Annotated in this window: 23 protein-coding genes; 10 read left to right on the top strand and 13 right to left on the bottom strand. The window is 50.2% G+C overall.

Annotated features, from left to right (window positions below):
- Positions 1-61: 61 nt before the first annotated feature.
- The 7 genes from BWI93_RS07800 to BWI93_RS07830 all read right to left on the bottom strand — a co-directional run bounded on the left by BWI93_RS07800 (position 62) and on the right by BWI93_RS07830 (position 9,950).
- Positions 62-889: a hypothetical protein gene (locus BWI93_RS07800; protein WP_141217392.1), complete on the bottom strand. Its 828-nt coding sequence runs from the start codon at positions 887-889 to the stop codon at positions 62-64.
- Between the two features lie 208 nt (positions 890-1,097).
- Positions 1,098-2,213, bottom strand: coding sequence for an efflux RND transporter periplasmic adaptor subunit (locus BWI93_RS07805; RefSeq protein WP_094809935.1), 1,116 nt, complete (start codon positions 2,211-2,213; stop codon positions 1,098-1,100).
- 19 nt (positions 2,214-2,232) lie between these two features.
- The gene (locus BWI93_RS07810) at positions 2,233-5,478 is read right to left on the bottom strand and encodes an efflux RND transporter permease subunit (RefSeq protein ID WP_094809937.1); all 3,246 of its coding nucleotides are present in this window, start codon (positions 5,476-5,478) and stop codon (positions 2,233-2,235) included.
- Between the two features lie 2 nt (positions 5,479-5,480).
- On the bottom strand, positions 5,481-6,890 hold the full coding sequence (locus BWI93_RS07815; protein WP_094809939.1) for a TolC family protein: 1,410 nt from the start codon (positions 6,888-6,890) through the stop codon (positions 5,481-5,483).
- Positions 6,891-7,031: 141 nt separating this feature from the next.
- Positions 7,032-8,411 (bottom strand): HAMP domain-containing sensor histidine kinase, encoded by a 1,380-nt coding sequence (locus BWI93_RS07820; RefSeq protein ID WP_094809941.1) that lies wholly within the window; start codon positions 8,409-8,411, stop codon positions 7,032-7,034.
- A 2-nt stretch (positions 8,412-8,413) separates the two neighbouring features.
- Entirely contained in the window at positions 8,414-9,088 is a 675-nt protein-coding gene (locus BWI93_RS07825; RefSeq protein ID WP_094809943.1) for a response regulator transcription factor, read from the bottom strand.
- 31 nt (positions 9,089-9,119) lie between these two features.
- Entirely contained in the window at positions 9,120-9,950 is an 831-nt protein-coding gene (locus tag BWI93_RS07830; protein WP_094809973.1) for an MOSC domain-containing protein, read from the bottom strand.
- A gap of 244 nt (positions 9,951-10,194) precedes the next feature.
- On the opposite strand from BWI93_RS07830, the gene BWI93_RS07835 reads away from it, so the two are divergent.
- Positions 10,195-10,692, top strand: a complete 498-nt coding sequence (locus BWI93_RS07835) for a MarR family winged helix-turn-helix transcriptional regulator (RefSeq protein ID WP_094809945.1) — start codon at positions 10,195-10,197, stop codon at positions 10,690-10,692.
- 49 nt (positions 10,693-10,741) lie between these two features.
- On the top strand, positions 10,742-11,329 hold the full coding sequence (locus tag BWI93_RS07840; protein ID WP_094809947.1) for a YceI family protein: 588 nt from the start codon (positions 10,742-10,744) through the stop codon (positions 11,327-11,329).
- A 69-nt stretch (positions 11,330-11,398) separates the two neighbouring features.
- On the opposite strand, the gene BWI93_RS07845 is transcribed toward BWI93_RS07840, so the two are convergent.
- The 4 genes from BWI93_RS07845 to BWI93_RS07860 form a co-directional block, all read right to left on the bottom strand.
- Positions 11,399-11,782 carry a VOC family protein gene (locus BWI93_RS07845; RefSeq protein ID WP_094809949.1) on the bottom strand — a complete coding sequence of 128 codons (384 nt, stop codon included), beginning with the start codon at positions 11,780-11,782 and terminating at the stop codon, positions 11,399-11,401.
- Positions 11,783-11,786: 4 nt separating this feature from the next.
- Entirely contained in the window at positions 11,787-12,542 is a 756-nt protein-coding gene (locus BWI93_RS07850) for an ABC transporter ATP-binding protein (RefSeq protein WP_094809951.1), read from the bottom strand.
- A gap of 52 nt (positions 12,543-12,594) precedes the next feature.
- Positions 12,595-13,332: an ABC transporter permease gene (locus BWI93_RS07855; protein WP_094809953.1), complete on the bottom strand. Its 738-nt coding sequence runs from the start codon at positions 13,330-13,332 to the stop codon at positions 12,595-12,597.
- 186 nt (positions 13,333-13,518) lie between these two features.
- Positions 13,519-14,277 (bottom strand): outer membrane beta-barrel protein, encoded by a 759-nt coding sequence (locus BWI93_RS07860; RefSeq protein WP_094809955.1) that lies wholly within the window; start codon positions 14,275-14,277, stop codon positions 13,519-13,521.
- 109 nt (positions 14,278-14,386) lie between these two features.
- Between BWI93_RS07860 and BWI93_RS07865 the strand changes: the two genes are divergently transcribed.
- The 3 genes from BWI93_RS07865 (at position 14,387) to BWI93_RS07875 (ending at position 18,962) form a co-directional block, all read left to right on the top strand.
- Positions 14,387-15,148 carry an SDR family oxidoreductase gene (locus BWI93_RS07865; protein WP_094809957.1) on the top strand — a complete coding sequence of 254 codons (762 nt, stop codon included), beginning with the start codon at positions 14,387-14,389 and terminating at the stop codon, positions 15,146-15,148.
- A gap of 174 nt (positions 15,149-15,322) precedes the next feature.
- Complete coding sequence (locus BWI93_RS07870; protein WP_094809959.1) at positions 15,323-16,264, top strand: ROK family protein; 942 nt, start codon at positions 15,323-15,325, stop codon at positions 16,262-16,264.
- Positions 16,265-16,436: 172 nt separating this feature from the next.
- The gene (locus BWI93_RS07875; protein WP_094809961.1) at positions 16,437-18,962 is read left to right on the top strand and encodes a glycosyl hydrolase; all 2,526 of its coding nucleotides are present in this window, start codon (positions 16,437-16,439) and stop codon (positions 18,960-18,962) included.
- Positions 18,963-19,098: 136 nt separating this feature from the next.
- Here the strand turns inward: BWI93_RS07875 and cdd are convergent, their stop codons facing one another.
- Entirely contained in the window at positions 19,099-19,590 is a 492-nt protein-coding gene (gene cdd, locus BWI93_RS07880) for a cytidine deaminase (RefSeq protein ID WP_094809963.1), read from the bottom strand.
- A 197-nt stretch (positions 19,591-19,787) separates the two neighbouring features.
- Between cdd and BWI93_RS07885 the strand changes: the two genes are divergently transcribed.
- Positions 19,788-21,584: an acyl-CoA dehydrogenase family protein gene (locus tag BWI93_RS07885; RefSeq protein WP_094809965.1), complete on the top strand. Its 1,797-nt coding sequence runs from the start codon at positions 19,788-19,790 to the stop codon at positions 21,582-21,584.
- A gap of 53 nt (positions 21,585-21,637) precedes the next feature.
- Here BWI93_RS07885 and ytxJ read toward each other — a convergent pair whose 3' ends face one another.
- Entirely contained in the window at positions 21,638-21,970 is a 333-nt protein-coding gene (ytxJ, locus tag BWI93_RS07890) for a bacillithiol system redox-active protein YtxJ (protein WP_094809967.1), read from the bottom strand.
- A 125-nt stretch (positions 21,971-22,095) separates the two neighbouring features.
- On the opposite strand from ytxJ, the gene BWI93_RS07895 reads away from it, so the two are divergent.
- The 4 genes from BWI93_RS07895 to BWI93_RS07910 all read left to right on the top strand — a co-directional run bounded on the left by BWI93_RS07895 (position 22,096) and on the right by BWI93_RS07910 (position 25,707).
- Positions 22,096-23,304, top strand: a complete 1,209-nt coding sequence (locus BWI93_RS07895; RefSeq protein ID WP_094809975.1) for a 3-deoxy-D-manno-octulosonic acid transferase — start codon at positions 22,096-22,098, stop codon at positions 23,302-23,304.
- A 49-nt stretch (positions 23,305-23,353) separates the two neighbouring features.
- Entirely contained in the window at positions 23,354-24,283 is a 930-nt protein-coding gene (rsgA, locus tag BWI93_RS07900) for a ribosome small subunit-dependent GTPase A (RefSeq protein WP_094809969.1), read from the top strand.
- 149 nt (positions 24,284-24,432) lie between these two features.
- Positions 24,433-24,642, top strand: coding sequence for a hypothetical protein (locus BWI93_RS07905; protein ID WP_233207802.1), 210 nt, complete (start codon positions 24,433-24,435; stop codon positions 24,640-24,642).
- Between the two features lie 174 nt (positions 24,643-24,816).
- Complete coding sequence (locus BWI93_RS07910; RefSeq protein ID WP_094809971.1) at positions 24,817-25,707, top strand: cupin-like domain-containing protein; 891 nt, start codon at positions 24,817-24,819, stop codon at positions 25,705-25,707.
- The last annotated feature ends 237 nt before the right edge of the window (positions 25,708-25,944 follow it).

Here is a 25,944-nt window from a genome sequence, read left to right on the forward strand (position 1 = left end):
TTCAATGTGATTAGCCCCGTATGCAATGCGGGGCCAACTCAAACTTCTCAAACCAGACCTCTTACAACAACCAGAACGGCAGCAGGAAAATCCCATCACCAATCCAGCGATACCGTTCATTCGTGAGATAAAACGGATAATCACGGCGAATTTCAATGAGTACCAGACTCATGAATAGTTCGGTAAAGGCAAACCGACGCTGATAAGGAAGTACTTCCGTAAAACTGATGGACAGAAAAAGAACGGCAATACCTCCAATAATCAGATACATCAATAAATCCGGAATTCCGTCGCGGAGTAGACTGGCCAGATTGGAGGCGTAGAGTTTTCCCGACTGCGTCTCCATCCACGAAAACAGAATCAGATTCTGAAAAGCGATCAGGGCGAACATCACCGCTAGGGCCTGATCCTGCCAGGGAATGAATCGCTGTTGCGTAAACGCCACCCCCCAAATCCCAGCCGCGTAGACGCAGGCCGTAATGGGTTCCTTCAGCAGATACATTTTGCTTTTCGGAGCCAGCTTGTTAACCATGAACAGGTACAGCCCGACCACCCCACTCAAAATAAGGCCGAAACGAATCAACGGGAAGGGTAGAAACAAAGTCAGAATTCCAGCTAATACCGCCACCCCCGCCGATACTTTCCAGAACAGGTCGGCATGCTGGGCGTGAAACTGGTGACGGGGCGTCGCCGGAATAGGTTTCTTGCGAATATCAAGCAGCCGATCTACCGTATAGATCAGCCATACCGTAAGCGTCAGCACTGCAATGGCCGTGTAATTAATTTCACCCTTGCCGTCCGGCAGTCGACTGGCAGCGGCGGCACAAAGGGCTGCCCCCGCCGCTACATCGAGGTTAAGCCAGTGAAGTTGTTGTAATACTGATCGCACTCCCAAAACTAAAATCTTTAATAAACCCCAAAAGTAGGAAGTCTTTTCAAGGCGAAAGCGGAAATCGGGCGGATATGTTTAGAAGTTCGCCGCCGAATCCTAATTATAATCATACATTAAGTTTTTGAAGCCTTCGTAAAAACGAAGGAGACATAGCTTAAGCTACGCCTCCTTCCGGACTATTCAGGCATGGGACAATCGATGCTGGCTAGTTAGTGGCCAGTTGTACCTTGAGACTGGTACCATTCGCAATTTCTTCGCTGGCTCGTTTCAGGACCGTATCGCCGGGTTTGAGATCACCAAAAACCTGGGTTTGCCCGACGGCTTCATCGCCTTTCTGCACCGTTACGTGAACGGCTTTTCCATTTTCTACTTTAATCACAAAGGTGCGATCCATGGTGCTGACAATGGCCGTTTTGGGTACATACATGCTGCCTTCCGTGGAGTGAACCGGTAACCGGGCTGAGGCGAACATACCCGGTTTCAGCTTTTCGTTACTATTCTGAATATCAATTTCAATCAGCTCCGAGCGGGTTTCCGGGCGTACAGTATTGGATACCCGATTGATTTTTCCCGTAAAGGTCTGATTGGGAAAACTCCGCACGCTGAACTGAACCGTATTGCCTTTGTAGTTATTGTTAAGGTACGCTTCCGGAACCGCTACCCGTAACCTGAGTCGGTCCAGCTGCCGGATTTTCAACATGGGTACACTGTTCTGGCCACCGGGACCCACGAACGCTCCGGGAGACAGGCGACGATCCGTAATCACGCCCGTGAACGGAGCCGTAATTTTAAGGTAACTAACCAATTGCTGCACGGACGTATAGTGAGCATTGGCAGCTACTACGGCCAGACTATCCGAGATCGATTTGGTACGGGCCGCATCCAGATCGACGGGGGAGATGGCTCCCGTCGTTCGGTTGGCCCGCAGTACCCGCTGGTAGGTAGCTTTGCTGGCTTCGTGTACGGCTTCAGCGGCTTTTACCTTGGAGTAGGCTTCGGTTAAGTTAGCCGTTAGCTCTGGGGCTTCCAGTTGAGCTAGAATCTGCCCCTTTTTGACTTTATCGCCAATATCTACGTGCAGCGAACGCACGTAACTGCTCACGCGGGGGTAGAGGTCGGTTTCGTAATAACTTTCCAGCTCTCCCGGCAAATTCAGCTCGCGGGTGGGGCGTGAGGCCGCAATTTTTACGGCTTCGTAGCGAATATCCGGATCCTGGGCCGGGTCCGTTGCCACGGTTTCGTTCGAGGCCGAATGACAGCTACTCAGGAACGCAACGAAGCTTGCTATCGTCAGGATTCGTATCAAAGCGTTGGTATACATGCTAGTAGGAGGAATAAGCCTAGGCGATTTCATTTTCAAGTACAGGAGTTCCATCGTATACCGCACTGGTCGGATCGTCGGGATCGAGGGAGGGAGAAATAAGTGATGTTTTTCGTTGAACGGCCGCAAAGACCAGGGGCAGAATGAGTAAGGCCGCCACCGTCGAGAACAGCAGGCCTCCGATTACCGCCCGTCCGAGCGGAGCCGTTTGTTCACCCGATTCGCCCAGGCCACTCGCCATCGGAATCATCCCGGCAATCATTGCCAGAGCCGTCATCAAAATGGGTCGCAGACGAGCCGCACCCGCCATTCGGGCGGAGGTCAGGGCGTTGCGGTACCGAAGTCGCAACGATTCCGCATTCGTAACCAGCAGCAGGGCATTGGCCACTGACACCCCCACGGACATGATGATACCCATGTACGATTGCAGGTTCAGCGTTTGACCCGTCACGAGCAGCAACGTCAGCGAACCCGCCAGTACCGCCGGAATACTCACCAGTACCACACCCGCCAGCTTGAAGGATTGGTAATTGGCCGCCAGCAGCAGGAAGATTACCACCACCGCCAGTCCCAGACCAAACTGAAGACTCGTCAACGTTTCATCCAGCAACTGAGCCATTCCCCGTAATTCCACACTGGAGCCTTTGGGCGGATCACCCGCATTTTTGATGGCCTGCTGTACCGCCCGTGAAGCCGTACCCAGATCTTTGTGAGCAATATTCGCCGATACCGTAATGATTCGGCGGGGGCCAATCCGGTCGTACTCACCGGGAACGGTACTGGGGGTAATGGTGGCCACATCGCCCAGCGTGGGCCGTAACTGGCCTTTCACCAGCGGAATACTTTGAATATCGGCCACGGTATTCATCTGTTGCTGCTCCATCTCCACCTGTACCTGATAGGCGAAGCCCTTGGACTCATCCAGCCAGAGGTTCTTGGCCGTAAACCGACTGGAAGAGGTCGCCGCTACCAGCGATTTGGCAATTTCATCGATACTCACGTTGAGCTGAGCGGCTCGTTCGCGGTCAATTTTGATCTGAATGGTTGGATAACTCAGCGGCTGATTGATCCGTAAATCCCGCAGATACGGAATCTTCTTCATTTGCGTCAAAAGGCGATTGGCGTAATGCTGTCCTTCTTCCAGACTTTTGCCACCCACCTGAATCTCGATGGGAGCCTGGGCTCCCTGACTCATGATTTTATCCGTCAGGTCAATGGGTTCGTAGGATAATTTTACGCCGGGAAGCTTCTGGTGTACCCGTTTCCGAATTTCATCCTTCAGGTTGTCGAGCGAGGCCACTTCGTACTGATCCGAAAGCTTCACCTGTAAGACCGCTTCGTGCGGACCGGCATTGAATACGTACAGCGAACTGGTACCGTAACTGGAAGGCGTCATCCCCACGAAAGCCGAGGATATGGCCACATTTTTCGGACCAACGATACCATCAATCTGGCGGATGACTTCTTTCGTGATTTCTTCCGTACGTTCAATCCGTAAGCCCTCCTGAGCAACGATGCGGACCTGAAACTGCCGGGCGTGATTCTGCCGGGGCATCATGTCCTGACCAATCTGCGTGAACCCGACGCCAATAAGTACGGCACAAAAGATCAGATACGCTCCAATCACGATTCCCTTGCGTTGTAACAGGCGATCAAGCAAACGTAAGTAACCCAGTTTGAAGCGTTCAAAACCCGTTACCTTTTCAGGATGCTGCGTTTCGAAGTTCTCCTGATGGGCCTCCTGTTGCTCTGAAAGGTCGGGCAGCAGGCTAAGGTCATGCGGCGTGGGGTGGGCGTGAGCTTTCATCCACCAGTTGGAAACCACCGGTACGAAGGTCTGCGAAAGCAGGTACGACGCAATGATGGTAAAGCCTACGGACAGGGATAGCGGCAGGAACATCCCCCGGGGTACGCCATTCATCAGGAACGCCGGAGCAAATACGGCCAGAATACAGAGCGTAATCAACAATAGCGGAAAGGATACTTCCTTACAGCCGTCGAAAATGGCCCGGGCCTTGGGCTTACCCATTTCCAGATGCTGGTGAATGTTTTCAATCACCACCGTCGCCTGATCGACCAGAATTCCAATGGCGAGAGCCAGTCCTGACAAGGTCATGATATTGATGGTCTGACCCATGAGCTGAAGCATCAGAATCGAAGCCAGAATGGAAACGGGTATCGTCAGAACCACAATGAGCGAGCTACGCCAGTCGCCCAGGAAAAGCAGTACCATTAGTCCCGTCAGCAAGGCACCCAGTCCCCCTTCCACGGCCAGACTATGCACGGCCTGGGTCACGTATACCGACTGATCAAATTCATACGATAGCTCCACATCGTCGGGCAACAGGGCTTTCATATCGGCCAGTTTCCCCTTCAACGCATTTACCACACTCATGGTGGAAGCGTCAGCGGATTTGGTTACGGGAATGTACACCGATCGTTTGCCATTCACCAGGGCGTAACCCACGGGTACATCGGTACCATCTTCTACGGTGGCAATGTCCCGCACGAATACCGTCGGACCGACCCCTTTTCGCAGGGGAATATTCAGGAATTCATCGACTTTATCGAGAACCGTATTATTCGGCGTCAGAATGGAAAAATCACCGATCCGGATGCTACCGCCGGGTGAAATCTGGTTGTTCCGAACCACGGTCGATACAATTTCATCGGGCGTTAATTCATAACTCCGCATCCGTTCGGGGTCTACCCGTACGACAACCGTACGCTCGTTACCACCAAAAGGCGAAGGAGCCGAAGCACCGGGAATCTGGGAGAACAGGGGCCGAATCCGCGTCGAAGCCAGATCCTGCATCTCGCCGAGCGAAGCCCGCTGACTGCTAAAGACCAATTGTCCCACCGGTAAGCTGGACGCATCGAAACGAACGACAATTGGAGGTACGGTTCCGGGAGGTAAGTAACTCATCACCCGACTGACCTGACTGGCCACTTCCCCGGCGGCCTGGGCCATGTCCACGTCTTCGTAAAAACTACATTTGACCAGACACAGACCCTGAATATTTTTCACTTCCACGCTCTTGATTCCCGATACGTACAGCATCTGGTTCTGGTAACGCGTGGAAACGAAACCTTCCATCTGAGCGGGCGTCATCCCGCCGTAGGGCTGGGCAATGTAGATCGTCGGTAAGTTCAGCCGGGGAAAAATATCGACCGGAATCCGGCTCAGGGCCAGAATCGAAAAGACGACGATTCCCAGCAGAGCTACGATAATCGTAATGGGTTTAGCTAAGGCCGCTTTTATCATAATTAGTTGAGAATCTGATTCAAAAATTCTTCCAGGTTGCCATCTGCCGCGGCTTTTAGTAATAAAGCCCGCCAAAGGCCATTCACCGCCAGAGCCTGATCTACTTCCGCCCGGTTCAGCAGAGCGGCGGTTTGGGTCAGCGTTTGAATGTTATCCAATCCCGATTCGTACCGGGCCCGCGACTGGGCGTAGGCCTGCTGGGCCGCCTCCAGCTGGAGTGGAGCCTGCCTTACCGTGGCCTGAGCCAGTTCGATCTGGAGATTCGCATTTTCGGAACCTGCGTCTAAGGCTAGTTTTTGCTGATTGTAGCTTTCCTGCGATACCCGAACCCGCTCGCGTTGAGCGGAGAGATTGGGTTTAACCCGAAATAATTCCGTCGGTCGCCAGATGGCGGTAAACCCTACGATGTAGTTGAACGCCCGCAAAGGCAAACCAGCCCCAAGCGTCGGGTCAATCCGAAACGTACCATCCTGAGCTGCTTCGCTAATGCCCGATCCCCGGCCCTGGAGTGAACCGAGTACGGAAATGGAAGGCAGGGCATTGGCTTTCAGTAACGTTTGGTTGGCTTCACCCAGGGCCATTTGTTTCTGCAAAACCCGTAACTGCGGGTGGATGTACGCTTTTTCCCCCGAAACCCGGTTCATGTCCGGTAATCGGTGGTAGAAAATGAGCGAATCCAGTTCGTAACCCAGACTCGGTTCGCCCATCAATTCGGTCAAACGTAGTACTTGCTGCTGAGCCATTTTCTGACTTTCCAGCACCTGAAGTCGGGCACGGGCCACTTCCGCCGCACTCACCGAACTGTCAATTCCGGGACGTAAACCGCCGGAAGTACTGGCTCGCGTAATGATTTGCAAAGCCTTGGCTCGTTGCAGGTTGGAAATTTGCAGGAGTACCGATTTTTTCAGATTGAGAGCTAGGAGATACGCATCGCACACGCGAACCTGGTGGAGAAATAACTCGCTCTCGTAATCCGCCTTGGCTTGTTCAATCGACAAGTTGGCCTGATTCCGGCGGGCCTGCCGACGACCAAAAGTGACGGCCTCCCAGTCAATAACCATTGAAGCCGCACTCGTCCAGGCGGCCTGGTTATTGAATCCATCGGTACGTACCCCGGTAATGGGAATCATCAGGCCACCGGCTGAAGCCGAAGCTCCACGGACCTGATTGGAAGTGGCGTTAAAGGCTTGAGCCTGAACGCCCGCCTGAGGCAGAAAGGACAGCCGCATGGACTGAGCATCCGCTTCGGAGCTTCTAATTGCGGCCAGTTTACCGCGGATGGAAGGGTAATTGGTGCGGGCCTTATCCAATACTTCATCGAGCGACAAACGGGGCGGTTGTCCGCACAGGGTTTGTAGCAGCGATAAGCCCAGGATTACCTGTAAAAGCAGTATTCGTTTAATGTTCGACATATCAATCCATTCACTGGGGAATGGAACAAACCTATGAAGCGGACATTAGAACGAGATTAGAACCCTATTAGAAGAGATTAGAACGGTATTAGAAAGCCAGAAATGAAGGTTTTTAACGGAAAATGGATAGACAAAAAAACTTTAGGAGTACAAAGGCAACCGAACCTCGGCACAAGTCCCGCCGCTTTCCCGGGGGCTCAACGTCAATTGTCCCTGATGCAGTAATACAATCCGGTGGGTGAGGGTAAGTCCCACGCCAAAACCTTCGATACGTTGAACATTCGAACCCCGAACCAGCGGTTGTAGAATACGTTCCTCTTCACCGGGCGTCAGTCCGATGCCCTGATCCAAAATCCGGATATGGGCTTGTTGATCTTGGGTGATTTCCAGCGAAAACGAAACGGGCTGACCCTGGGAATACTTGACCGCATTGTCGAGCAAATTATACAAGGCCGTACGGAGTAGGTACGGATTGCCCAGAATGAGTACGGGCGTAGCTTGTTCCAGCACGTCCTGACTGACGTTGACGGAAAGCGTTTGTCCCGGCTTCTGCTGACCTAGCAGATCCGCTACTTCCAGTACCAGCTCAACCACATCCAGCGGTTGCTTATCAATCTGTATCTGTACATTATCGAGCTGAGCCAATTGCAGTAAGCCATTCGAAAGAGCCGTGAGCTTGTCGATTTCCCGCACGGCCTGACTCATGCCTTTTTTGAGTTCCTGTACGTTGGAATCGTAGGTAAGCGAGGTTTCCAGCCAACCTTTGATGGTCGTCAGCGGGGTGCGTAATTCGTGGGAAGCCTGGGAGATAAAGGCCCGCTGATTATCCACCAGTTTTTCCTGGCGTTGTAACAGTTCGTTGAACGCAGAGGCCAGTACGCCAACTTCGTCATTCGGATTTTCGGGTTGTAAACGAAAACCCAGGGAGCCTTCCTGGGGCAGTTGATCGATGAGGCGATGTAAAGGCTTCAGGGCTTGCCGGGAAAAGAAATAGCCTAGTAATCCGACCAGAACAATCGCAAAAATGTCCCCCAGAATGAGCAAATCCATCAGGTTACTCTGGCGATTGTAGCCATCTTCATCGTAGGCCGTCACCAGTACCAGATACTCCTGACCCGAAGGCGAGGGCCAGGGGCCGGGGTAGGTAAGGGCCATACCGTCTTTGGGGTACTTGTGGTGAGGAGTCTGGTAACTAAACCGAACCAACCGTTCATCGCGTACCCGCTTGCGAAAAGCCTGACTAGCCAGAAAGTCGTTGGTGACTTCGCTGGCAAAAATGAGACTGTCTTTCGGCGAATAGATGAAAACGACCTGTTCCGGTAAGGAAGTGGTAATCTTACCCACAACGGCATCGTCTTTGGTAATGAGTTGTTCCGTAACGCGGGCTTTGCGTTCCAGCCAGCCGTCCATGGCCCGCTGCCGCAGGGACGAATAGGTGAAATAAACGTATACCGAAAAAAGCAGCAGACTACCCGCTACCAGCGAAGAAAACCAAAGGATGATCTTGTGCTTGATTTTCATACTCAGGCCCGTAACACATACCCCATGCCGACGACGGTGTGTAAGAGTTTATGATCGAATTCTTTGTCAATTTTCTTGCGTAAGTAATTGATATACACGTCAATGATATTCGTATTGGTATCGAAGTGCAGATCCCAGACTTTTTCGGCAATGTCAATCCGGCTCACGATCCGCCCCTGATTGATCATCAGATACTCCAGCAGGGCGTACTCCCGAGCCGTCAGGTCAATGGGCTGGCCCCGGCGGGTGAGGGTACGGGCCTCGGTGTTCAATTCCAGATCGGCCACGCGTAATACGGACTTCATCCCTTCGTGGGTGGCATTCCGGCGGGCCAGGGCTTTGATCCGTAGAATAAGCTCGCGGAATACAAAGGGTTTTACCAGATAATCATCGGCACCGGCATCAAAACCGCTTTCCTTGTCCGTCAGACTATCCAGAGCGGTGAGCATCAGTACCGGTTGACGGGGTGACTGTTGCTTGATGTACCGACATAAATCAAAGCCGTTGATGTGAGGTAAGTTGACATCCAAAATAATCACATCGTAACTGTTGTTGTCCGCCATCCGCTGGCCCATCAGCCCGTCGTACGCAATGTCGAGCACGTAACCTTCACTTTCTACCCCTTTTCGGATGAACGAAGCCAAGCTGACTTCATCTTCCACCAACAATACCTTCATAATCTTCTCCTACGTTTGAATCGAATCAATGCTACTGTAAGGGGCCCGGCTTACTGGTTAGAATGTCAACGGTATCGCCCACCCGAAGCGTGTACAAATCGGTTGCCGGTAGTAAATTCTGGCCAAAAAGAATCTTGTTATTCCAGTTCCGGTATTTGCTTAGGGTACGCAAGGGTTCTTTTCCTTTTTCAGCCGTTTGCTGATCAATCGTGGTTAGTACGCAACGGGCACAGGGTTTCACGCCCCAGAATTCCTGTTCACCGATTCGGAAATTTTCCCAGCCTTCTTCTTCGTAGGGCTGTCCGCCCGTCACGACCAGATTGGGCCGGAAGCGGTTCATCGGTACGGGTGTTTCCAGTCGCGTATTCAGGTCATCTAACGATGCCTGCCCGATCAGTAAAAAAGGATAGCCATCCGAGAAGCTCGTGATTTCTCCCTGCCGGGCGTACTTCGGGTCAACCGATCGATGCGTATTCTCGGGCTGGTACACGAGGCGACAGTTTCGACCCAAAATCGCACTAAACCAGGCGTCCGCTTCCGGAAAACCTCCCTGAGCCGACATCGTATCATCCCAGACTTCCACCTGAAGGGCTTCGCCACCTTCAGCAACCAGCGGAATACGCAGAGGGTTGGACGGAGACTCACGATGCGTAATGATCAGGCTGTCCTCCTCCATGCGAACTTCAAACAGGGCCAGTTGGGGTAAGGTTCGCTGGGAAAGAAAGCGACCCGTTTCGTCCACCAGCATCCAGCGGCGGTCGTACAGAAGTCCACGGGAAGTAAGCGTGGCTTGGGGCAGGGAAAGCCCTGCCAGTGATTTAATCGGGTAAATCCAGATTTCAGAAAGCTGTAAGGTAGGCATACGCAAAGCTACTTTTTTTGGTTTTCCGTTCATCACAAAGTCGATAATCTCGGGCAATACCGGTAGTTAGTTTTTTCGTTATCAGTTAATTTTGGGCCATTTTCAAGCCTTTCGCTTGTGGTGGAACTTGCGGCTTCTTTGCTATGTATTCCTTAAGAAACGTTAAAATCCAAAATAAAAAGATGTAAATATGTATATACATTAAATGTTATGGTATATATTTGCATCACCTTTCAATAACGCCATGACCATTGAAAATGAAATAAAGCAACGAGCTTTTACCAGTCCTTATCACAAGGTGATGGTAAATCTGATTTATACGAATAACTGGATGACTTCGCTGCATTCGGAAAAGCTGAAACCGTACGGATTAACGATACAGCAATTCAACGTGCTGCGTATCCTTCGGGGTCAGTATCCCAGTGCGATTACAGTCAATGCCATTATCGAACGCATGCTGGATAAAATGTCCAATGCCAGTCGTCTGGTGGACAAATTACTGGCGAAAGAACTCGTCAGCCGGATGGTGTGCCCGAACGATCGCCGGGCGGTAGACGTGCTCATTACCGAAAAAGGCCTGGCCCTGCTCGAAAAAATCGATGAACGAATCGGAGAGTGGGAAGTGGACCTGATCGAAGGCCTCACCGAAGAAGAAGCCGAGCAACTGAGTCTGTTGCTGGACAAAATGCGAGGCAAGCACGTTTCGATGGATTGCGATGGAAATGAAGTAGTAGCTCCTTAACCAAAATTTCTCCCTTCAGTAGAATTTAAACTCCCAATTAATCAAACAAATGAAAACGGTTAAATTTTTCGCTGCGGCTCTGGCTGCTACCATGTTGTTCGTAAACGCTGGTAAAAAGCCTACGCCGGTTAAAGTGGATACGGCGAAATCATCAGTAATCTGGTTAGGTAAGAAAGTAACGGGTGAGCACACCGGAACCATTGCTTTGAAAGATGGTCAACTGCTGCTCGACGGCGGTAAACTGGTCGGCGGTAACTTCACGATGGACATGAGTACGCTGAAAGTAACCGACGTGAAAGACGAAAAAATGAACACCAAACTGAAAACCCACCTCGAAGGTGAAGATTTCTTTGGTGTAGCTAATCACCCGACGTCAACGATGAAAATTACGAAAGTGACCCCTAAAGGTGGTAACAACTACGACGTAACCGGCGACCTGACGATCAAAGGAAAAACCAACGCAGTAACGTTCCCCGCTACGGTTGATCCAAAAACGGGTACGGGTACGGCTAAAATCAAAATTGACCGTTCAAAATATGACATCCGTTACGGTTCAAAAAGCTTCTTCGATAACCTCGGAGACAAAGCCATCAACGATGATTTTGAACTGGATGTAAACCTGGCTACGACGAAATAATTCGTACCCAGCGTTAGTATAAAAAAGGCCCGGAAATTTAATTCCGGGCCTTTTTTATGGTAGATACTCCTACATCTCGTACAACTCAATGGGCAGACCGTCGGGATCGGCGAAAAACGTAAATCGTCGCTGGGTCCACTCATCGGTACGGATGGGTTCCGTTTCCACGCCGTGCGTACGGAGGGAAGCAATGGCCGCGTCCAAATCGGTTACCGCAAAAGCCAGGTGGCGTAAACCCTGAGCTTCGGGTCGGCTGGGCCGGGCGGGCGGATTGGGAAACGAGAACAGTTCAATCTGGTAGTGACCCTTCACGGCCAGATCCAGTTTGTACGAATCGCGTTCGGCCCGGTACACTTCCCGAACCACTTCCAGTCCTAGCACCTGCGTATAGAAGTGTTTGGAACGCTCGTAATCCGAGCAGATAATGGCGATATGGTGAATGGCTTCTAGCATACGATTACTGCTGACTCTTTTTCATACGACGTACCAACTGGTTGGAGTACAGAAACTCCTGAAGCTCCGGCACGTCGGTATCCAGAATGTTATCTTTCGTCCCTTCCCAAAGTTTATGCCCCTGGTGTAAGAACAGAATATCTTCGCCAATGCCCAGTACCGAGTTCATATCGTGCGTAATAACCATCGTCGTGATCTGATACTCATCGGTGATTTCCTGAATCAGCTCATCGATTTTTACACTCGTCAGCGGGTCCAGACCTGAGTTGGGTTCATCGCAGAACAGGTACTTGGGATTCATCACAATGGCCCGGGCAATGCCGACGCGTTTTTTCATCCCACCCGAAACCTCAGAAGGCATCCGCTGGGCGGCTTTTTCCAGCCCGACGCGTTGGAGACAAAACTGAGCCCGATCCATCTTTTCTTCTTCCGATTGATCGGTAAGCATATCGAGCGGAAACTTTACGTTTTCGAGTACCGTCTTCGAGTCAAAGAGAGCACTGCCCTGAAACAGTACGCCCATCTCCCGGCGGATGTCACGTTTGGTGTCCTTGTCGCCCGACCAGAAATCACGGCCATTGTACAGAACATTGCCGCCTTCGGGTTTAATCAGCCCAACGATGCATTTCAATAAAACGGACTTTCCCGTACCCGAACCACCGATGATGAGGCTGCAATTGCCGGGTTTGAACGTACCCGAAATGCCATCGAGTACCACGCGTCCGTTAAATTCTTTCCTGATATTTTTTATTTCAATCATTGTAAACAAGGCATCTAAAAATCAGTCGATTCATGCGGGTCTCACGCTTATATTATAACAGCAACTGAGCCAGCAGGTAATCCGCTACTAATACAGCAATACAACTATTCGTAACGGCCGTAGTACTGGCTTTTCCTACTTCGAGGGCTCCGCCTTCGGTGTAATACCCCCGGAAAGCGGAGATAGAAGTGATCAGAAAGGCAAATACGACGGTTTTAATCAACGCAAATGGTACGTTGAAAGGAATAAAGTCAGCCCGGATTCCGTACACGTAATCCTCGGGCGTAATAGCCCCCGACAGCGTACCCGCGACATAGCCACCCCAGATGGATAAAAATCCGGCGATAGTAATCAGCATCGGGAATACCAGAACCGCAGCAATGATTTTGGGCAGAACCAGGTACGAGGCGGAGTTGAGGCCCATGACTTCCAGGGCATCAATCTGTTCCGAAATACGCATGGTACCCAAACCGCTGGCGATATTGGAACCCACTTTCCCCGCCAGTACGATACAGGTAATGGTAGGAGCCAGTTCCAGCAGCGTCATATCTCGTACGATCAGCGAAATAACGTAGTCGGGAATGAAGGGGCTTACCAGGTTGTAGGCCGTCTGCACGCAGGTTACAGCTCCGATAAAAGTAGAAACGATGGAAACAATAAAGATGGAATCGATGCCGAGTGCTACGGCTTCTTCCAGGATCTGTTTTGCGTACACACTCACCTTTTCGCGACGCGTAAACAGGGTTCCCAGAAAGATAAAATAACGACCCACACGGGTAAGTAAATTCATGGCTTAATCAGTTTACAATTGTCTGTTTTCGGTTTTCAGTTGGAAGACAAATCCATTTACATACGTATCGGCTTTTAGTAAAACTCACGCAGGCGTAAGCTGTTTTGCCCGGACGATACAAAGGCGTAAAAGAGTACCCGAAATAACGGACTTCTTCACGGGTGAATAGGGGCAGTAATCTAGCTACTAAAAAAACAATCCCACTCCGAAACGAACACTCAGCGTACCCGCCGTTTGTGAAAAGGCCGGACGGGCCGAGGCGAGCGTTACGGGCCCGAGCGTAGCCGTTACGGGAATATCATCAAACGACGGACGGGCCCGTAAGCCATCAATGTCCGTAAAAATTCGGAACGTTTCGGATAATTTATAAGCGAAACTCGCTCCGGCTCCGTACATAAACGCGGTTGCCTCCCGGGCTTCACTCGACACCGTAAGGGGGGCTACAACTCCGGTCATCGGCGTTTCCAGCGGATTGACGGCTTCTCCCTGCCCCGTAATGGAGGGAAAACGCAAATGCATGATCCCCGCATTGAACCGCAAATCGATCCGAATTCGTTCGCCTACTTCAAAGGTGTAGTAAGGAGACAGGTAGCCCGTATAAAATTCAAACTTTTTCGCAGAAGCATTAATCGATTTGACCAGGGGAATGTAGGCCGCGGGTAAATACTTGTCTTTCAGATACTGCGTCATTTCTTCGTTTTTCACGGCATGGGTCCAGGCCGAAGCTGTCAGGGCCACTCCGAAATGTCGACTAAAATCATGGGCCACGGTCAAACCCAGATGAGGACCGGTTTTCAGAAGCTTGGCGAGGTCCTGCGTTTCAGAATCTTCAAATTTTCCGTACGGAAAACTCGGTCCAATACCGACTTTTACAATCAGTTTCGACTGAGCATAGAGGGAAGAAAAGGCTGTCAGGAAACCCAGCAGGAGGAGGTACTTTCGCATCGCAACAGGGATTTTTTTACGAATTAAGCACTTCTATGATCGATCTGTACGCAAATCCGGTACGGATCTTTCCTGAAGGTTCCATTATTTACTAAACAAAATACTGATAATGAGTGATTTATTGAATAGTGAACTGATTAAAACAAAAGATGTTCCTCTGGCGGGAAAACCGCTGGTTATTGTAACCGGAGCGACCAGGGGTATTGGCAAGGCCATCTTACGCCGATTCGTAAAAGGAGGGTTCGACGCCATTACAGTCGCTCGCAACACGGCAGATCTGGAGAAACTCAAACAAGAAACGGAACAGGAGTTTGAAGGCCGGCAGGTACACATTTACACGGCTGACCTGGGTGAACGCGAACAGATTGAAGCCTTTGCCGCTTTCGTCAAGGCCCAGCAGCGATCCATTGAAATGCTGGTGAATAATACCGGACTCTTTCTGCCCGGCCAGATCTACAACGAAGCGGAAGGTACCTTCGAAACGATGATCAACGTCAACGTAGGTTCGGCGTATCACCTGACCCGGGCCTTGCTACCCGCCATGATGGAGCGGCAACGGGGGTATATTGTGAATGTATGTTCGACGGCCAGTATCAAAGCCTATCCCAACGGTGGTTCATACTGTATTGCGAAACATGCCTTACTGGGACTGACGCGGGAGTTACGGGAAGAACTCAAAACCAAAGGAATCAAAGTAACGGCAATTCTGCCGGGTGCCACCTATACTGAAAGCTGGGCGGGCAGCGATTTACCCGAAAGCCGTTTTATGCAGGTAGATGACATGGCCGAACTGCTTTGGACCAGCTACCATCTATCTCCTTCGGCTGTGGTCGAAGAACTACTGGTACGCCCACAATTGGGGGATTTGTAACCGATCTCGGAATTGAATAGCCAGTCGGTTAATTTCCACTATTTTATTTGGTTAACGGACGAAAGTAAGGAACTCTATACAACTTATTAAAAAATCTTATTAAATAAAGGAAGAGAACCCTTATTTTCGCCGTAGTTTTCTGCAATTGATTTACCAAACCTGTTACCAACATTCATGGCCGATAACCAGTACCTAGGCATAGACGTGGGTGGAACGAATGTCAAAATGGGCATCGTAGACGCTACCACGGGTAAAATTTCAAATTTTTACAGCCACGATACGCTTAGTTGGCGGCAATCCGGTCACTTTGAAGAACGACTGGGCGATGCCATTTCTCTGCAACTGCTCGATAATCCTACGCTTACGAAAGTAGGAATTGGTCTGCCGGGAATGATCAACAGCAAGCGTACCGTACCCCTTGAAATTACGGCCATTCCGGAGTTAAATAATGTAAAGCTGGTCGAGTACCTGTCCAATCGGTTTGCTGGCGTTTCCTTCTATCTGGAAAATGACGCCAACGCTGCGGCCTTGGGAGAATTCTATTTCGGTGAAGAAAAGATCGACGAAAATTATATTTTCATTACCCTGGGAACGGGCGTAGGCGGTGCCGCCATCCTGAATCGCCGCGTATTTACGGGCGGTAACGGAAATGCCATGGAGCCCGGCCATATTCCTTCCGTAGAAGGAAAAGTACTGGAGCGGAACATTGGTAAAAATGAATTGCTGAACCTCGCCACGAAAATGCGTTCCGAATACACGGGAGCGACACAATTACCCGGCGATGGTACGATCTCAACGACCGGTCTGGTAGCAGCTGCTGCGGCAGACGACGCTCTGGCTCTGCAAATCTTTGAGCGGGTGGGTGAAATTCTGGGCGACGGTCTGGCCTCGCTGGTACGGATTCTGGACATCAACCTCATCCTGATTGGTGGCGGTCTGTCGGCTTCCTTTGATTTCATTATGCCGGCCGTATTCAAGAAATTAAACTACTGGCTGACGCCGTATAACCTGGACACACTGGAAATCAAACGGGCTACGCTCGGTAATGATGCTGGTTTGCTGGGAGCCGCTTCCTTGTGCTTTGAAGTACAGGATGGCGTGGGTGCAGAAGGTTAAGCATCACGAATATATCCCCTTTAAAAGCCCCGTTTCGTTCGCGAAGCGGGGCTTTTTATCGTTCTACCCGTACGAGAAAGTCATTCCGTTCATCGTCTTTCCAAGAAAGAATTGAAAAAATACTAGGACATCGTCCGGCGTATTGTTTTTTTAGAGGATTAATTTGAACAGAATGAAGCGTATCGTTTGTGCATGGCTGATCTTGTGGTCGTTTTCTTCCCTGGCCCAGGCCCCAGCTAGTAATGTGAATACGGCCAAGCCCTGGGCGTATTGGTGGTGGATGGGCAGTGCCGTGACGGAAGAGGGCATCCGGAAAAATTTACAGGATTACGCCAAAGCCGGTCTGGGAGGATTGCATATCATTCCCATCTACGGCGTCAAAGGGTACGAGCAGCAATTTCTTCCTTTTCTGAGTCCCGAGTGGAACAAAGCCTTAACCTTCACCCTGCAAGAAGCCCAGAAGTTAGGGCTGGGCATTGATTTATCGCTGGGTACGGGCTGGCCCTACGGAGGTCCCTGGGTATCCGCCCGTGATGGAGCTCAGAAATTCAGTATTCAGGGCGATTCCCTGTTGGTATTGCCCACGAAGCAGCAGGTCAAACGGGCTGCACCGGGGGGCGAAGGGCTGGTGATGAACCCGTTCGATGAAACGGCCGCACGAAACTACCTGAAGCATTTCGACGCGAATCTGCCCAAAGGCAATACGGTTCGTTCCTTTTACAATGATTCCTATGAAGTATATGGAGCCAACTGGACGAACGATTTTCTGGCCGAATTTAAACGTCGTCGGGGATATAGTCTCAAACCAGCGGTTCTTACTAAAACGAAGAATTTAACGGAAGACGAACGCCGTATCTGGGCCGATTATCATACAACGTTGTCGGAATTACTGCGGGACCGCTTCACTCGCATGTGGACGGGCTGGTCGCAGCAACAGGGAAAAATCACCCGTGATCAGGCCCACGGCTCGCCGGGAAACCTGCTGGATTTGTACGCCCTGACGGATATTCCTGAAACCGAGTATTTTGGCAGTAAACAATACGCCATTCCGAACTACCGTCTCGATCCGGATTATGATTCTACCCGTTACGGCGTGCCGGGCGTACTGACCATGCAATTTGCGTCTTCGGCGGCTCACCTGACGGGTAAGCCGCTCGTATCTTCGGAGACCTCTACCTGGCTGGCGGAACATTTTCGCGTATCGCTTTCGCAGATTAAACCCATTGTGGATGAATTGTTTACGGGCGGCGTTAATCACATCTTTTACCACGGTATCCCCTATTCACCTCCGGAGGAAAAATGGCCGGGTTGGCTGTTTTACGCGTCCACGAACTACAATCAGCAAAGTCACTTCTGGAAAGATTTGCCTGAACTCAATCAGTATATCGAACAGTGTCAGCAACGCTTACAAACGGCTCGTCCGGATGCCAGCGTGTTGCTGTACTTTCCGGTACAGGACATTTGGCACGGCGTAGCGGCGGGCGAAGCTCCCTTTCTCTTTGACGTACACGCCAACTCCCGCCGCTGGTTGCACGATACGCCCTTCGGAGCAACGGCTCAACAACTTCGCAATCATGGGTACCAGACCGATTTTGTTTCGGATAGTCTCTTACAGGGTTTCTCAGTAAAAGCAGGAAAGCTGATTTCCGCGGCGGGTACGACGTATCCGGTATTGCTGATTCCCAAAACGCAGTATGTCCCGCTGGAGACCTTGAAAAAGATTCAGCAATTGGTACAGCAGGGAGCCAACGTAATCTTCGCCGAAGCCCCGGGTCGGGTGAGTGGCTACAAGGACTGGAAAAACCGGCAACAGCAACTGGAAAATATTCGCAAATCATTAGCGACGCTGGTAAAGAAAGATTACCTGTCTGAACTCAAGCGTTTGAAGATTCGGCAGGAAAAAATGGCAGAGCAGGGACTTTCGTTCTTACGGAAAACCAATACGGAAGGAACCTTATACTTCGTAACTAATCTTGGTAATCAGTTTCATCGGGGGACAGTACGACTCGGCAGCTGGGCCCGCTCGGTGCAGGTAACCGATCCTTTGCGGAAACGGCAGGGGTACGTACCCGTACAAGCTCAGGCAGATAGTACGTCGGACATTGAACTGGCTCTGGAACCGGGCGAATCGGTATTCCTCCAGACGTACGCGTCCCTGCGAAAAGGGGCTCCCTGGCCAGAGTACCCCGCTACGAAGGATACGCTCAAATTAACCGGAATCTGGCAGATTGACTTTCAGGAAGGACAGCCCGAACTACCCATGCCATTGGCTACGTCGCGACTGGTTTCCTGGACGGAACTGGATCACGCGGAAAGTCAGAATTTTAGTGGAACGGGTCGGTATACATTACGATTCAAACGTCCGGAAGCCTGGAAGACCGATCAACCAATCCTGCTGGATTTGGGAGTAGTACGCGAAACGGCTCAGGTGCGGCTAAACGAGGTATCCTTGGGGAAACTCTGGAGTTTACCCTACCGGATTCAGCTTCCGGCCAATGTACTGCAGGAGGAGAATACACTGGAAATTGACGTGACGAATAGTTCCGCCAACCGAATCCGCAAGCTGGATGAGGACAAGTTTCCCTGGCGTAAGTTCTACGATATCAACTTTGTGAGCATTCAATATAAACCGTTTGACGCTTCCAAATGGGAGCCGGAACCTTCGGGATTGCTGGGGCCAGTGGTGTTGTTGAAATGAGGGAGCTGAGGGTCGGATTGAAATCCGACTTTACAAGATGAGTCGAGCCTACGGCTGTTTGTTAAGGGTCTTTAAGAGCTTTGCAGACCCGCAGGCTCGGCTAATTTATTAAGGACGGATTTCAATCCGTCCTTAACTATTTACCAAACAAATCATCCGCGTCAAACTTCACCGGTAGCAAATCAGCGATGGAATCCATGGCAATAATGCCGCCCTTCGGCTGTAACATCAATAAACGAATGGGCTGTTTTTGCCGATGTTCATACTCCAACAACGATTGCCGACAATTACCGCAAGGCGATACGGCCTGAAATACATCGCCCGTGCCGGGACGAGCCAGTACCGCAATGGCTTTGATTTTCTTATCGGGGTAATTGGATCCTACGTAAAAGACAGCCGAGCGTTCGGCACAGGAGCCTGAAGGGAAAGCTGCATTTTCCTGATTGCCAGCCGTAAAAATGGTCCCGTCTTCGAGTAGCAAAGCGGCTCCTACATGAAAATTCGAATACGGAGCATAAGATTTATACGTAGCCTGCCGAGCCTGCTCCACCAGCGTTTGTTCATCCAGGGGAAGCTCGGCTTCAGTAGCGTATGAGGTAAGGGGTATCTCCAGTTTCAGCGATTTCATAGATTCTTTTTATAAGGGAGGGAAGTGTATAACCTTCAAATTGCCGGAAAGGTTTCGCTGAAATCATCTAAGGTAGCTAAGCTCTGATTCAGGATTCAGTAGCGTAGGACACGTACCGAAAAGAAACAATAGTATGCTTGCATACTATTGTTTCTTTTTTCATCTTTACCTTATAAACCTATTTAATATCCATTGCTATGATTGCTGCCAAATCGACCTTAAAGGGAGGCGAGTTTCTCATTGCCGATACCCCCGCTGAACGTGTATTTATTCCCGAAGATTTAAGCGAAGAACAACGTATGGTAGCCGCTACCTGCGAAGAATTTCTGAATCGGGAAGTCATGCCGCGTCTGAAAGAACTGGACGAAGCCAAAAGCTACCAACCCATGGTGGACCTTTTGAATAAAGCAGGAGAATTGGGATTACTAGCCACCTCGATTCCTGAAACCTACGGTGGTTTTGGGATGAACTTCAATACCTCCATGCTGGTAACGGACAAGATCGGAGCTTCGGGCGGTTTCGCCGTGGCTCTCTCGGCTCATACCGGCATTGGCACGCTACCGATTTTATACTACGGAAACGAAGAGCAAAAAGCCAAATACCTGCCTAAACTGGCAACCGGCGAGTGGAAAGCTGCTTACTGTCTGACCGAACCCGATAGCGGATCGGACGCCAATTCGGCTAAAACCAAAGCTACCTTAGCTCCCGACGGTACTCATTATCTGCTGAATGGCCAGAAGATGTGGATTACCAACGGCGGTTTCGCCGATATATTCATTGTGTTTGCGAAAATCGATCAGGACAAAAACCTGACAGCCTTTATTGTAGAAAAGGATTTCGGCGGCATCACCATGAACGAACCCGAGCATAAACTCGGCATCAAGTCATCGGATACCCGGCAGGTTTTCTTCAACGATACGCCCGTTCCTCTCGAAAACCAGTTGTATACGCGGGAGGGGGGCTTTAAGATTGCCGTAAATATTCTTAATGCGGGACGAATCAAGCTTTCAGCCGCCTGCGTGGGCGGAGCAAAATCAGTATTGGCTCAAGCTGTAACTTACGCTCAAGAGCGACGACAGTTTAATACGGCGATTGCGAATTTTGGGGCTATTCAGTACAAAATTGGTGAAATGGCTCTCAAGTTATTTGCGGCGGAATCGGCAACGTACCGGGCGGGTCAGAACATCGACGACGCCATCGAAAGCCTGATCGCCGGCGGTATGCCCGAGTCCGAAGCCAAACTGAAAGGGGTCGAGCAATTTGCCATCGAATGTGCCATTCTAAAAGTACACGGTTCCGAAGTGCTGGATTACGTGGTGGATGAAGGCGTACAGATCTACGGGGGTATGGGTTACTCGGCGGATGCTCCCATGGAACGGGCATACCGCGATAGCCGTATCAACCGGATTTTCGAAGGTACCAACGAAATCAACCGATTACTGACGGTCGATATGATCCTGAAACGGGCCATGAAAGGGCAGCTCGACATTATGGTTCCGGCCATGGCGGTGGGTAAGGAAATCATGAGTATCCCGGACTTTGGTACGGATGAAGAAGAAGGCTTGTTTGTCAAGGAAAAGAAAGTACTGAAGAACCTGAAAAAAGCCATCTTACTAGCGGCAGGAGCGGCCGTACAGAAATTCATGATGGCCCTCGACAGGGAGCAGGAAATTATCATGAATCTGGCGGACATGCTGATCGAAGTCTACGCCGCCGAATCGGCCCTGTTACGGGTGGAAAAATTGATCGGTGTGCGGGGCGAGGCCGCCGTATCGGTTCACCGGGATGCCGCTCTGGTATACCTGCACGAAGCCGTAGAGAAAGTAGCCTGGGCGGGCCGTCAGGCCATCACGAGTTTTGCCGAAGGCGACGAACTCAATGTGATGCTGATGGGCCTGAAACGATTCACCAAGATTGATCCGATCAATCTGAAGGATGCCCGTCGCCGGGTGGCTCAGGCGGCTCTGGAAGCCAATGGGTATCCGTTCAATTAACGGACTTGATGATTCGAGGCAAAAGAGGCAGCCTGTTTCCGGGCTGCCTCTTTTTATACCGCATGGCTAAGGACTTCATCAAAACGAATAGCAAAATGCGATTCATGGTAAACGCACTCTCCATCGCGAATCAGCAGTACCTGCGGGGATTCGTGCTCCACATCAAATTCCTGGGCGATAGCATTGGATAGCGGACGGTACCGCAGTAAATCCAGGTAATAGGCCGAAATGCCCTGGGTGTCATCCCACTGCCGTTCGAGACGAGCCTTCGCCGTGGAACTAATGGAGCAGGTAGTACTATGTTTGTAAATCAATACGGGATGTTCGAAGGATTCCTTTTTGATCGCTTCCAACTGTTCCGCATCCGTTAGTGGTTGCCAGTTCATAAGGGTTGTATTGCTTTAATGGGTTGATAACCCTGAAAAACGTTTTTTAAGTTCTATTTTTGGTGCGTAAAAGTATCATTCCAGACGTTTTGTATCGCTTTCTATACCAACTTTCGATTTTTTTCATGCAGCTGGGCTTCCGTTTGGCTGCATTTTTTCACCCCAAAGCCCGCTTGTGGGTGGAGGGGCGGCAACGGTTGTGGACGCAATTGAAAACCTACCAGGCTGTACCGCATACGGCCTGGTTTCACTGTGCATCCGTGGGTGAATTCGAACAGGCCCGCCCTGTACTCGAAGCCTTTCGGAAGGAGAATCCGGATTGGAAGATTGTATTGACCTTTTTTTCTCCTTCGGGTTACGAACTGCGAAAGAACTACGAGCAAGCCGATTGGGTAGGTTACCTGCCGCTGGATACTCCAGCACAGGCCCGCCGGTTTGTGGAGGCCATCCAGCCGGAAATGGCGTTTTGGGTAAAGTACGAATTCTGGTATTACCACTTGACTGAACTTAAAAAGCGGAACATTCCCGTGGTCATTTTCTCGGCGATTTTTCGACCGGAACAAACCTTTTTTAAATCATACGGTGGTTTTTACCGCGAAATATTGCACTGCTTTTCGCACCTGTTTGTCCAGAATCAGGAATCCGTGGAACTGCTTAACCGTATTGGTATTACGAACGTAAGTCAGGCGGGGGATACGCGGTTTGACCGGGTGATTGAAATTGCCCAGCAGGCCAAACGTTTTCCGATCGTCGAGCAGTTTTCCGGAGCCAATCGCGTATTCATGGGCGGATCAATCTGGCCGGAAGATTGGAACGTAATCCGTACGTATATCCAGACAAAAGGTGTTCAAACGCGACTTAAATGGATTCTGGCTCCGCACGAAATTGACATCCAGCAAATCGAACGCTGGGCTACGGAAGTACCGCTTCGGTCCATACGGTATTCACAAGCAACCGAAGAGAGTATAGCCAATGCCGACATTCTTTGGATCGATAATGTGGGGATGCTGGCAAGCCTGTACCGGTACGGGCAATTTGCCTTTATCGGGGGAGCCTACAAAGCGGGCTTACACAACATTGTCGAAGCGGCCGTATGGGGGATGGCTGTTTTTTTCGGGAATAAGAAATACCGCAAATTCCAGGAAGCTCACGATTTGCTGGCTCTGGGTTCAGCCCACGCCGTAGCCGATGGTACGGAATTTAGTCAGGTATTGGATGGATTGCTACAGTCGCCGGAAACGTACCAGCGGGAAGCCGAAACGAGTCGGAACTATGTGTATACGAATCAGGGGGCGACGCAACAAATCATGGATTGGGTACGAAACCGGCGATGAGCGATACCGAACAAGACCTTAGAAAAGACGAAAGTCTACGAAACACGACATGTCACAACAAGGATTAGTCATACGATCGACGGGTTCCTGGTACGATGTCCGGGATGAGGAAGGACACATCTGGCAGGCTCGGTTGAAAGGAAAATTTAAAATTAAAGGGCTGAAAACGTCTAATCCACTGGCCGTGGGCGACCGCGTGACGATGGACATCGAGAACGAAAACGAAAATACAGCCATCATTACGCACATCGAAGACCGGGAGAATTACATTGCCCGGGCTTCGGTACATAAGACCAGTCAGGCCCATTTGCTGGCGGCGAATCTCGATCAGGCCGTACTCATTGTTACGCTTGATTTTCCGCGTACGTCGCTGGGCTTCATTGACCGCTTCCTGGTATCGGCAGAATCGTTCCGGATCCCCGTAGTCATTGTTTTTAACAAACAGGACATTTTCGATGAAGAAGGTCGGGAGCAACACCAGCCCATCATGGATATGTACACGGAGTTGGGTTACGGCACCCTGCGAACTTCGGCTCTGACGGGCGAGGGAATGGATGAACTGCGGGCCTCTTTAAAGGGGAAAGTATCGCTCGTATCCGGGCATTCGGGTGTGGGTAAGTCGACGCTGGTCAATACCATTGCTCCTGATCTGGATTTGCGAACCAGCGAAGTGTCTACTTTTGCCAACAAAGGGGTGCATACTACCACGTTCGCAGAAATGTTCGAACTCGAATCGGGTACCTTTATTATTGATACACCGGGCATTAAGGAGTTAGGATTGATTGATATGGAACCGGCCGAAATCAGTCATTATTTTCCCGAAATGCGGGAGCTACTGAACGAATGCCGGTACCACAATTGCCTCCACCTGAACGAACCGGCCTGTGCTGTACGTAATGCGGTAGAAGAAGGAACTATTGCCATGAGTCGCTATCATAGTTACCTGGGTATGTTGCAGGGAGACGATAATCGACGGTAGAAACTTGGTTATTGGTTTGTAGTTGTTTGTTATTGAGGCAATTTGAACGTATTCCAAAGCTTCGTCAGTTTTAACTTTTACCCATTACAGAAAGCATCCCCATTATCAATCACGGAACATAGAAAACCATACACTGAAAACCAATTGTTATGCAGCCTTCCACACCCAATCCCATGACCCGTTTTTTCGGGGCGTTTTTCACCATTTTAGGAACTTTCATTATCCTTTTTGCCTGCGTAGCGTTTTTAAATGATGGCAAACCCACGTTAGGTTGGAAAATCACGCAATGGGAGTCGATAGTACCTTTCCTGGTCGGAACCGTCTTCCTGATTACGGGCGTGAACATGATGCGAAATTAGTGAATCTGGCAGTTTCAGAAATAAACGATAAATTGACATCCGTTCAGGAAGGGTGTCTTAAAAAAGTTTAACGCTTTGCGGAACAATCTTTTCAAGTATTGTATTGGAATTATGCAACGTAAATGCGTTACTTTTGCTTATTCTATCCGATAAATTCAATTTCTGAATACCAATATGAAGCTTCATCCCGTCGACGTAGTCGAGAATATTTCCGGCGAAGCCTTTCGCGAAAATTACCTGAAGCCCCATCGCCCTGTTATTTTAAAAGGGGTTGCCGATCAATGGCCCGCTTTTGAAAAGTGGCGTCTGGATTACTTCAAGACTTTAGCGGGTAATATCGAAGTACCCCTGTACGATAACTCCAAACCCACGCCTAACTCCAAGCTCAACCAGCCGGACAAAGTGATGAAGTTTGGCGAGTATCTGGATCTGATTGCGTCCGGGCCCGTTGATTTACGGATGTTTCTCTTTAACATCTTCGATCACATCCCCGATCTATGTAATGATTTCAGTTTCCCCGAGCACCTGATGAAGGGCTTCCTGAAGAAATATCCGATGATGTTCTTCGGTGGAGCGGGTTCGATTGTGTATCTGCACTACGATATGGATTTATCGAACGTATTCCTGACGCAGTTTCACGGCAAAAAACGCGTGATTCTCTTCGATCAGAAATACTCGAAGCACCTGTATCGCATGCCATACGGAATTCTGAGCTACGTGGATCCTGAGAATCCGGATTACGAAAAGCACCCGGCCATGCAGTATCTGGAAGGATATGATTGCGTGATGGAGCACGGCGATATGTTATACATTCCTTCGGGCGTTTGGCACTATATGAACTACCTGGAAGGCGGATACGCACTGGCGGTACGGGCTTTCGATCCGTCAATTTCCACGCGGGCGGAAGGTATCTTTAATATCACGGCGATGCGTACCTTCGACGATTTAATGAAGAAAAACTTTGGCAAACGCTGGTGGAATTACAAGAGCCGCAAAGCCGAAGAGTACGCTAATGAAGTGGTTATTTCCAAAGGAGGCAAAGGCCGTATTCTGGAAACTGTATAATCTTAGTTTAATAGTAGAGTACGCAAGCAAGCCGATGATCCATAGATCATCGGCTTGCTTGTTTTGTTATAAGATCGTTTGTTTTATCCACTAGTTTACTAAGTAGGCACTCGTCCCACAAGCATGGCTGGTCATTTAGTCCGTATCGCGAACGCTATTCACTTCCTCTTGCTCAAAGCCACCGCATGGCTGAGGAAGTAGGTAGCTTAAGCCCGACATGGAATGTGATAGGACGGG

This window comes from Siphonobacter sp. BAB-5385 (assembly GCF_002261125.1).
Classification (GTDB): Bacteria; Bacteroidota; Bacteroidia; order Cytophagales; family Spirosomataceae; genus Siphonobacter.